Origin of the sequence: Staphylococcus sp. GDY8P131P, from assembly GCF_017891975.1 — a bacterium.
GTDB lineage: Bacteria > Bacillota > Bacilli > Staphylococcales > Staphylococcaceae > Staphylococcus > Staphylococcus nepalensis.
In genome coordinates, this window is sequence record NZ_JAESKF010000001.1 from 98,986 (window position 1) to 109,886 (window position 10,901).

Below are 10,901 nucleotides of genomic sequence, written 5' to 3' on the forward strand. Positions count from 1 at the left end.
AGTAAATGATAGATAATATAATTAATTTTTATAAAAACACACCATATTTAAGTAAACATTTGTTTCATCGCTTAAAAGGACAATGGAAATGGTTTGTAATACCTTTTGTTGTAAGCATCCTTTTATTATGGTTATTAATGTTTATTTTTAAAATAAATGGTACAGAAGAAATAAAACAAGCTCGAGGCTATTTTAGATTAGCAGCTTTAACAAGTTTCATATTTATTTGGATGGCAATTTATCACAGCGTTCATTTGTTTAAAAAAGAATATTTTACTACTAAACTGTATAATTTAAACCCAATATTTCAAAATATTGTTATAGCTGTTATTTCTAATCTCTTAATGTTTATTGCACTAATGTTCATTATCTTTATGACTCCAGTAAATATTGAAAGTTCTATACCATCTGCATTGTATTTTGTGGTCATGTCTACAATCTTTGTAGTGATAACTTCCACACTGATTGGTTTATTTACAGTCATTAGAAAAAATGTAGATATGATAATGTATGTCCTATCATTTATAATGTTTTTTATTGTACCGATTATTTTCATACCGTCAAGTTATTCAACATTATTCACTCATATTTTAATGCTAAACCCATTATTTTATCTCGTTGATGGTATTTCACAATCTGTCGTTTTAGGCGCATTAAGTTTGAATAATGTCCCCTATCATTTCTATTACCTATTTTTTGTAGCAACAGTTTGTATTATGATATTTGCAATGTATAGAATAACAGCATACAAAAAATTCCGATTTTTTGCTCCAATAATGAATCAATCTAAAGAAAACAGTACAACAAACGAAATAGAGAATGGGCATATTGAAACATCTAAAGACATGAAAAAACATTAGAAAACTGATTTTATTTAGTTCAGTTTACGCTAATAAAAGATTAAAAAATAGGAAGTAATCAATGATATAGTACATGATTACTTCCTATTTTTTTAATTTATAACGTTTACTTTGCAAATAATTTTTTTTGTAATTTATCTTCACTGAATACCCAACCGATATAAGAATGATCAATATTCATACATTCATCTAAATGAGCAATCGCTACGAAAGAATAATGTCCATTTTTTAAATAACGTAAATCAATTAATCTAATTTCCGTTGTATCATCATCCAATTTTCTTGTTTGCCAACGATAGATAGATGAAAAGTTAAGAAATGTTTTGATATTTTTATCGTCTTTTACATACTTCATTAAATCGTTACTCGGAAATGAATGACGTTTTGATTTATCACTAAAAACGATATTGCGGCCGTAACTACGCCCCACATAATCATGTGCTTCTGTTTGAATAGCTACACGCCATTCCATAAAACGCATTGTAGGCGCAACGAAAACTTTGACTGGGTTATGCTCTTGTTTAATTTGTTTTAATGCTTGTTGCTTAATTATTGCTTGCATTCTAAAGCGAATAATATAATAGACAACGAGTATTCCAACAATAGGGAAGAATGAAATGTAAGGATGTAAACCTATTATCCAAAGTATGATACCAATACATAACAAGGAGAAAATGATTGGATCAAACGTATTAATTACACTGAGTTGAATCCATTTATTTGTAATTGGTCTAAGTGCTTGAGTACCATAAGAATTAAATATATCTACAAAAACATGAAGAAATACTGCAAGCTGTGCCCACAACCAAATATGGCCAGTATCAATATTTTTAAAAAACGTAAATATAAATAAAGTTATAAGTAACGGCCATAAAATTGTAAAAGGTATTGAATGTGTTATCCCTCTATGGTTTGATATATAAGTGGCATTATCTTTAAGCTTTAAAACTGTGTCGCTATCAGGTATCAAAGAACCAATAATTAATGTGGTGGCTGTAGCTGCAAATGAACCGGTCATTGCAGGGTCTTGTGTTGCTAAAGCTGTTAAACCGATACCCATGACAATATGCGTACCTGTATCCATAAGTATCCTCTCATTTCATTTCGATATTATATCTATTATAATCTAATATACTAAATAATAAAATTAACATACTAAAATTAAGAAAAAAAGTTTTAGAATGACGCATAGAAAGAGATGTATAACATGTTAAATAAATCGCAATTTAAAAATAATCTCGTTACATGGTTTGAAGAAAATCAACGTCAAATGCCATGGAGAGAAACCACTAATCCGTATTATATTTGGTTAAGTGAAGTTATGTTACAACAAACACAAGTTAAAACTGTAATTGATTACTATCACAAATTTATCAGTAGGTTCCCGACTATTTATGAATTGAGCAAAGCTCACGAAGATGAAGTACTTAAATATTGGGAAGGGCTTGGTTATTATAGTAGAGCACGTAATTTTCATACCGCTATAAAAGATGTCTATGAATCTTATAATGGGGAAGTCCCAGATGATCCGCAACTTTTTGGAAAACTTAAAGGCGTAGGACCTTATACTCAAGCAGCTGTAATGAGTATTGCTTTCAATAAGCCATTAGCAACTGTTGACGGTAATGTTTTTAGGGTTTGGTCTAGGCTAAATAATGATGATCGAGATATTAAATTACAATCTACAAGAAAAGCTTTTGAAAATGAGTTAGCGCCTTATGTTCAAGAAAAGGCTGGTACTTTTAATCAGGCTATGATGGAATTAGGTGCGTTAATCTGTACTCCAAAAAACGCATTGTGTTTATTTTGTCCCGTTCAAGCACATTGCGAAGCTTTTGAACAAGGAACAGTTGAACAATTACCGGTGAAAACTACACAAGTGAAGAAAAAACATATAAAACAAAATGTGTATATTATAAAAAACACAGACGGCGCTTATCTTATTGAAAAACGAACACAAAGGCTGTTAAACAATATGTGGGAATTCCCAATGTTTGAAGCTACAGGTGATGAAAGTGTAAACGCACAATTATCAACGAATATTCAGTTTCAACATAAACCTGTTTATTCATTGAAACACCAATTTACGCATATAACTTGGGATATCAACGTGTACTTAGCAAAAACCCAAGTTAATCCACAAGAAGTTACTTTATCTGAAAATATGGTATGGATGAAATTAGAAGATAGGGAGAATTATAATTTTCCAGTAAGTATGTCCAAAATATATAAATTTTTGATAACCAACAGTTAGGGTCGTTCTGTTAAGCATAATTATGTTATAATTCAATGTGTGAAATAAGAAAAGGTGGTGTGGAGCATGGTGAAAGAATCCATACCTAAAGAAGGTCAGACAATAAAAATTCAAAGTTATAAACATGATGGTAATATACATCGTGTTTGGTCTGAAACGACTATTTTAAAGGGTACGGATCATGTAGTCATTGGTGGCAATGACCATACATTAGTAACAGAAAGTGATAATCGCACATGGATTACAAGAGAACCAGCAATTGTGTATTTCCATTCTGAGTACTGGTTTAATGTTATTTGTATGTTTAGGGAAGATGGCGTTTATTATTATTGTAATTTATCCTCACCATTTGTATGCGACGAGGAAGCTTTGAAATACATTGATTACGATTTAGATATTAAAGTCTATCCTAATGGTAAATATCATCTTTTAGATGAAGATGAATATGAGCAACATATGAAGCAAATGAATTATTCTTCTGATATTGATATTATTTTAAGAAGAAATGTAGATATTCTACAACAATGGATCGAACAGAAAAAGGGTCCCTTTGCTCCAGATTTTATTAAAGTCTGGCGTGAAAGATTTAAAAAGATTAGAGATTATTAAGCAGATTTAATGTATTTAAGTGATTTATCGTATATAGTTAGATAGGTATAAACAATACAAAATAATTATTTAATTTTGAAAATCACAGCAAATGCACGATAATAATCACCTAGTCAAAGATAAATTGTATTAACAGCCTTGTTGAAATTCAACGAAGGCTGTTTCATTTGCTGAAATAAGCAGGGAGGAGTAAGTTATATGATTCGCAGATATTTACAATTCGTAAGACCATATAAATGGCGGATCATTGCCACTATACTTGTTGGTATATTAAAATTTGGTATTCCAATGCTGATTCCATTATTAATTAAATATGTTATTGATAACATTATTAATAATGGGGCAATCACTATTGAAGAAAAATTTACAAGATTAGCAATTGCATTAGGTATAGCAATATTCATTTTTGTGATTGTTAGACCACCGATAGAATTTTTAAGACAATACTTAGCGCAATGGACGAGTAATAAAATTTTATATGACATTCGTAAAAAGTTATATAACCATTTGCAAGCTTTGAGCTCAAGATTTTATGCTAATAATCAAGCGGGCCAAGTTATTTCAAGAGTGATTAATGATGTTGAGCAGACCAAAGATTTTATTTTAACAGGGTTAATGAATATTTGGCTTGACTGTATCACTATCGTTATCGCTTTATCTATTATGTTTGTTTTAGATGTGAAATTAACATTAGCAGCAATCATTATTTTCCCAATATATATTTTAACAGTGTATTTCTTCTTTGGACGCTTAAGAAACTTAACAAGAAAAAGATCTCAAGCATTAGCAGAAGTACAAGGCTTTTTACATGAACGTGTACAAGGTATGTCAGTTATTAAAAGTTTTGCTATCGAAGATAACGAAGCAGCTAATTTTGATAAACATAACAGTAATTTTTTACAGCGTGCCTTTACACATACACGATGGAATGCCTATTCTTTTTCAGCGATTAATACAGTAACAGATTTAGGACCACTTATCATTATAGGCTCAGGCGCTGTTTTAGCTATCAATGGGTCTATTACAGTAGGGACACTAGCTGCATTTGTCGGTTATCTTGAACAACTCTTCGGCCCTTTACGTAGACTAGTTTCTTCATTTACTACATTAACTCAAAGTTTTGCGTCTATGGACCGTGTTTTCCAATTGATGGACGAAGGTTATGATATTAAAAATAAAAAGGGTGCTTTACCTTTAGAGATTAAAGAAGGGCGTATTGAAATAAATGATGTTAGTTTCAAATACAATAATGAAGAATCTACTATATTAAATCATATTAATTTAGATATTGAAGAGGGCGAAACTGTCGCTTTTGTTGGTATGAGTGGTGGAGGTAAATCTACGCTGATTAATCTCATCCCAAGATTTTACGATGTAACAGATGGTGAAATTAAAATAGATGGTACTAATATTAAATCATATTTAACTGGTAGTTTAAGACATCAAATTGGGTTAGTTCAGCAAGATAATATTTTATTCTCAGATACGATTAAAGAAAATATCTTATTAGGTAGACCGAATGCTACAGACCAGGAAGTCATTACTGCTGCAAAAATGGCTAACGCACATGATTTTATTATGGAATTATCAGAAGGGTATGATACAGAAGTTGGAGAAAGAGGCGTTAAACTTTCTGGTGGCCAGAAACAACGTATTTCTATAGCACGTATTTTCCTTAATAATCCACCCATTATTATATTAGATGAAGCGACGAGTGCACTAGATTTAGAAAGCGAATCTATTATTCAAGAAGCATTGAATATCTTAAGTGAAAATCGTACTACATTGATTGTCGCGCATAGATTATCTACAATTACACATGCAGATAAAATAGTAGTTATTGAAAATGGTGAGATAGTAGAAAGTGGTACGCATCAAGAGTTATTAGCTAAAAACGGAACGTATGAACACCTATATAGTATTCAAAATTTATAATAGGTAGAAAAGTGAGCAAAAAATCTATTGTGTTGCTTTTTGAGACAACGCCAGTTAATAATAAAAAAGAGGCTAGGACAATATGACGTCCGGCCTCTTTTTATTTATAAATCGAAATCTTCTTCTTCAATTTCAATTTCATTATCATTTTGATGATAAGAAAAGAAACTAATAACTAACCGATCTAAATGTTCTAAAGTATAACGATATTCTTCTATGGATGAAATAATCTGCATGATATTAGCGAAAGAATATGTTGTTTGGTAAGGATCTTTGATAATTTCACGTTGAAAGGCATCCATTAAATCTTTTTTTTGCGGATTCTCAATTTGACTGTCGAAGTGGCTAACGTCGTAACGTGCTTTTTTTGAAAGACTGATAAAAATTTGTTCATGATAAGCGATTAGCAAATCAATCTCTAATTTAATTTGTAGTAGTAATTCATTATTTAAATTATGAAGATCATTTTGGTATCGATTCATTCGTTTTAATACATCATAAGCTTGACGTGTACTTCGAACAACTTGCTTGAAGAGTATTTTTTTTCTGTTTTGTGCGTACATTTGCTTTTTAGTCCAAGGTCTTTCCTCTTCATAATACTCAAATGTTTGCTCTAACTTCGAAATACGTTTGCTAATTAGGCCTCTATCTTCTTTGATATGATGATATTCAGATGTGTCATTTAAAACAAGTTTGAACCATACAAATATGTCTGAACAAATATTCAAAGCGTTATAGTAAATTTTCGACTCAAATTTAGGGGGTAAAAATAAAAGATTAACTGCAGAAGAACTAATTACACCTACCATAACAAGTACAAATCTGTAAAATGCAGAAACATAAAAGTTACCAGTATGTGTTCCCATAATTATTAATGCAGTTATACTTGCAAGTGTAGCTACATGTTCCAAATTAAAACGGAATAAAATGGCAATTAATAGTATAACGGTAACACCCATGATTACTGGATTATTACCAAAAACTGTAACCATAACAACTGCAAGTAATGCACCTATGAGGTTACCAATTGCTCTTTCTGAAATTGTTTTAATGGAACGAAAAACACTTGGTTGCATCGCGATTACCGCACTGACTGCAGCGATTGCTTTTAATCCTGCTTCATCAGGGAACAGAGAAGCGATAAACAAAGCAAGTATAATAGCTATACCTGTCTTCAGAATACGTGCTCCTAATTTCAAATGTACCGCTCCTTCGTATATTTAATAAAATAATGTTTATACTTGTTATACAACGATTCCCTATAAAATTCAAGTTTATTTCATTTGACTGAATGCATAATCTACAGCTGCTAATGTTTGATCTATATCTTTTTTAGTGTGTTCAGTTGTTAAAAACCATGCTTCAAATTTGGATGGTGCAAGGTTAATTCCTTGATGTAACATGAGTTTGAAGAATTTAGCAAACGCTTCTCCATCTGAATTTTCAGCTTGGTCATAATGTGTGACAACTTCATTTGTGAAGTAAAGCGTCAATGCACCATATACTCTATTAACAGTTGCAGTTATATGGTGTTTTTGAATTAGTTCATTCAAGCCTTCCTCTAAGCGTTTTCCTAAATCGTTGAGATGTTCATATATGCCTTCTTGTTCTAATACTTCCAATAAAGCAATACCTGCTTTCATCGATAATGGATTACCAGCCATCGTTCCAGCTTGATACGCAGGACCTAATGGTGCGACTTGTTCCATTATCTCTTGTTTGCCGCCATAACCGCCTATTGGCAAGCCACCGCCGATAATTTTCCCAAAAGCAGTCAAATCGGGGTAAACTTTGTAAAGATCTTGCGCACCACCATAATGGAAACGAAAGGCAGTAATGACCTCGTCATAAATTACTAAACTTCCATTATTATGTGTGATTTCATTTACTTGTTCTAAAAAACCTTGTTTAGGTTTGACCATACCAAAATTTCCAACAATCGGTTCCACTAAAACTGCCGCAATGTCATCCCCCCAATAATTAATAGCTTCTTTATATGCGTCGATATCATTATAAGGTACTGTGATAACTTCTTGCGCAACGCTTTGAGGCACACCTGCTGAATCAGGAGAACCTAATTGGGAAGGTCCACTGCCAGCTGCTACTAATACTAGGTCTGAGTGACCGTGATATTGACCTGAAAATTTGATTATTTTATTTCTTCTAGTATATGCGCGGGCTACACGTATGGTTGTCATCACAGCTTCTGTCCCTGAGTTTACAAAACGAATTTTTTCTAATGAAGGAATTGCATCGCGTAATTTTTTGGCAAAGTCTATTTCCAACTCTGTAGGTGTACCATATAAAACACCCAGTGCAGCTTGGTCTTGAATTGCTTTTGTAATATGAGGATGCGCATGACCAGTTATAATTGGGCCGTATGCTTGTAAATAATCAATATACTTATTTCCATCTACATCATATAGATAAGCGCCTTCTCCAGATTGCATCATTACTGGAGCACCACCTCCTACAGCTTTATATGAACGAGAAGGCGAATTGACGCCACCTAATATATATTCATTTGAAAAATTTTGAAGTCTTTCACTTTCAGTAAATTTCATTAATATCAACCTCTTTTAATTTAATATTTTCGTTTATTATCGTATCATATAATTAATATTAAAAAGAAATAGGGTGAGTTATTTGTTAAAAAAAGGAGATCAATTTCCCAAATTCAAACTAGAAAATCAAAATGGGGACATTATTTCTAATGAAACGCTTAAAGGAAGTAAAGCAGTAATTTACTTCTATCCTAGAGATAATACGCCAACTTGTACTACAGAAGCATGTGATTTTAGAGATAATTTATCTTATTTTAATAAACTTGATACACAAGTATATGGTATCAGTGGAGATACAAAGAAAAAACACCAAAATTTTAGCAATAAACTTAACTTGAATTTTGATTTGCTGATAGACGAGGATTATCAATTATCTAATGAAGTTGGTGTGTATCAATTAAAAAAATCTTTTGGTAAAGAATCTATGGGGATAGTAAGAACTACATTTGTCTTAGATGAAAATGGTATTATTATAGATGTAATTGAAAAGGTTAAAGTAAAATCACAAATGGAAGAACTAAAAGCTATTTTGGGGTGAGATTAGATGAAGGCTGTCAGTTTAAAACGATTGGATGGATTAGAAGGAGATTTAGTTGATACTTTTCCAAATGTAAATTTTGTATTTACGAGTGGTATTTCGGAAATAAATGATAACGATAAAAAAGATCTAGATATTTTATTTGGATATGATAGTGCAATAGATCAAACATTCTTAGAGGAATGTCCAAATTTAAAGTGGCTAGCTTGGTATTCCACTGGGGTTAATAAGCTACCATTAGAGTACATTGATAACCAAAACATATTACTTACTAATGGGAAGGGTGTGCACGCTAAACAAATGTCCGAATTCATCATAGCTTTTATTTTAGACGATTATAAGCATATGAGCACTTCTTTCATTAATCAAAAACATAAATATTATGATTCTAAATTAACTGGTAAAAGAGTTAGTGGACAAAAAGTTTTATTTTTAGGAACAGGTAGTATTGCACAAAAAACAGCGAAAATAGCAAATGCAATGGATGTAATTGTTCAAGGCGTCAATACTTCAGGACATTCAGTAGACGGTTTTTCACAAGTATATGCGATTGATGAGTTGACATCAGCTCTACCTGAAGCGGATATTGTTGTAAACACATTACCGGAAACAAAAGATACGATTCATTTACTTCAAAGAAGCCATTTCGAGGCGATGAAAGATACTGCATTGTTTATTAATGTAGGCAGAGGCACTATCGTGGATGAAAATATTATAGCTAACGTTTTAAAAGACAAATTGATAAGACATGCATATTTAGACGTGTTTGAAAATGAACCATTAAATCCAGATAATCAACTCTACAACCTAGATAACATTTCAATAACAGCGCACATTACGGGGAATGGGATAGAAAATCAGGAAGAAGTAACTGATATTTTCCAAAGAAATCTAGTATATTTTCTCAATAACCATGAGCTAATTGAGAATGTGGTTAACCCTCAAGCAGGATATTGATTGAAATGAGCTTTAGTTATTGACATTTCCTTAACTCAACCGTTATATTAATATTAAGTAATAATTATTATTAAATAGAAAGATGGTGAGGGAAATGAGTGCAGAGATGGAAACAGTTGAACATCAATTAGAAGATTCAATAGCATCGTTAAGAGATAATGGCATTAGAATAACGCCACAAAGACAAGCCATTTTAAAGTTTTTAATTGCTTCAGAAACGCATCCAACAGCTGATGAAATTTATCAAGCACTTTCACCTGATTTTCCAAATATAAGTGTTGCAACTATATATAATAACTTACGTGTATTTAAAGGCATAGATATTGTAAAAGAATTACCTTATGGAGATGCTTCAAGCCGTTTCGACTTCAACACACATAATCACTATCATGTTATATGTGAAAATTGCGGCAAGATCGTAGATTTCCACTATCCACAACTCCATGAAGTTGAACAGTTAGCTCAGCACGTAACAAACTTCGATGTAACGCACCACCGTATGGAAATTTATGGTTTATGTAAAGATTGCCAAGATAATGAAAAATAATAGCATCGATTAAAATTTATAAAAATTAATTTACTAAAGTGTGAGGCTTCGTTTTATTAACGAAGCCTTTTTCTTATCTATAATATAGAAGAAACAACAAATGAAAGAAGTAAATTGATTTATAAGCGCAGTTAAATGGTTCCAATATACTTCCATTTTGGAAACTTAATTGAATGGATATACTCAAAATCATCCTATAATTCATCAAAATACTTACACTTTTTAATATTTTAATACATATTAAAAATAAATAGTTATCTCTAAGGTAAAATTTAACTAAAAAGATTTAGAATTTGAATTGACGATTGTGATTAAACTTGATATTATATAAAAGTCGTCAAAACGAGATGGCAACCAAAAACAAACCAAACAAAAAAATATTACAAAGTGTAAATTTGACACTTGTTAAAACCTTTGAATGGTTATACAATATTAAATGTTGAGTTAACAAACGAAATAAAGTTAAATAAAAATAAACAAAATTTATTATTGACTTAACAAAAACTTAATGTTACAATTAATTCTTGTAACGCATCAATGAACATTGAAAACTGAATTGAAATATGTCAACGTTAATTCAGAATTCAACATTAAATGTTGATTCAAAAACAACGTGTTATTGATAACACAAATTAGT

General features: G+C 31.3%; 10 protein-coding genes. 7 read left to right on the forward strand and 3 right to left on the reverse strand.

The features are described from left to right. Positions 1–5: 5 nt before the first annotated feature. The gene (locus tag KA894_RS00485) at positions 6–860 is read left to right on the forward strand and encodes a sugar ABC transporter permease (protein ID WP_182478045.1); all 855 of its coding nucleotides are present in this window, start codon (positions 6–8) and stop codon (positions 858–860) included. Between the two features lie 106 nt (positions 861–966). Here the strand turns inward: KA894_RS00485 and KA894_RS00490 are convergent, their stop codons facing one another. Continuing rightward, complete coding sequence (locus KA894_RS00490; protein ID WP_103373322.1) at positions 967–1,944, reverse strand: metal-dependent hydrolase; 978 nt, start codon at positions 1,942–1,944, stop codon at positions 967–969. Positions 1,945–2,067: 123 nt separating this feature from the next. Between KA894_RS00490 and mutY the strand changes: the two genes are divergently transcribed. The 3 genes from mutY (at position 2,068) to KA894_RS00505 (ending at position 5,658) form a co-directional block, all read left to right on the forward strand. Continuing rightward, complete coding sequence (gene mutY / locus KA894_RS00495; RefSeq protein ID WP_096808963.1) at positions 2,068–3,114, forward strand: A/G-specific adenine glycosylase; 1,047 nt, start codon at positions 2,068–2,070, stop codon at positions 3,112–3,114. Positions 3,115–3,180: 66 nt separating this feature from the next. Then, positions 3,181–3,723, forward strand: coding sequence for a nucleoside tri-diphosphate phosphatase (gene ntdP / locus KA894_RS00500; protein WP_096808965.1), 543 nt, complete (start codon positions 3,181–3,183; stop codon positions 3,721–3,723). Positions 3,724–3,921: 198 nt separating this feature from the next. Continuing rightward, positions 3,922–5,658, forward strand: coding sequence for an ABC transporter ATP-binding protein (locus KA894_RS00505; protein ID WP_096808967.1), 1,737 nt, complete (start codon positions 3,922–3,924; stop codon positions 5,656–5,658). Positions 5,659–5,762: 104 nt separating this feature from the next. Here KA894_RS00505 and KA894_RS00510 read toward each other — a convergent pair whose 3' ends face one another. After that, positions 5,763–6,857 carry an FUSC family protein gene (locus tag KA894_RS00510; protein WP_096808969.1) on the reverse strand — a complete coding sequence of 365 codons (1,095 nt, stop codon included), beginning with the start codon at positions 6,855–6,857 and terminating at the stop codon, positions 5,763–5,765. Positions 6,858–6,932: 75 nt separating this feature from the next. Then, positions 6,933–8,222 carry a glutamate-1-semialdehyde 2,1-aminomutase gene (locus KA894_RS00515; RefSeq protein ID WP_103373320.1) on the reverse strand — a complete coding sequence of 430 codons (1,290 nt, stop codon included), beginning with the start codon at positions 8,220–8,222 and terminating at the stop codon, positions 6,933–6,935. 82 nt (positions 8,223–8,304) lie between these two features. On the opposite strand from KA894_RS00515, the gene KA894_RS00520 reads away from it, so the two are divergent. From KA894_RS00520 to perR, 3 genes are all read left to right on the forward strand, one after another. Continuing rightward, on the forward strand, positions 8,305–8,760 hold the full coding sequence (locus tag KA894_RS00520; protein WP_096808972.1) for a peroxiredoxin: 456 nt from the start codon (positions 8,305–8,307) through the stop codon (positions 8,758–8,760). Positions 8,761–8,766: 6 nt separating this feature from the next. Next, on the forward strand, positions 8,767–9,717 hold the full coding sequence (locus KA894_RS00525) for a phosphoglycerate dehydrogenase (RefSeq protein WP_115342082.1): 951 nt from the start codon (positions 8,767–8,769) through the stop codon (positions 9,715–9,717). A gap of 94 nt (positions 9,718–9,811) precedes the next feature. Continuing rightward, positions 9,812–10,264 (forward strand): peroxide-responsive transcriptional repressor PerR, encoded by a 453-nt coding sequence (gene perR / locus KA894_RS00530; protein ID WP_119488067.1) that lies wholly within the window; start codon positions 9,812–9,814, stop codon positions 10,262–10,264. Positions 10,265–10,901: the final 637 nt, after the last annotated feature.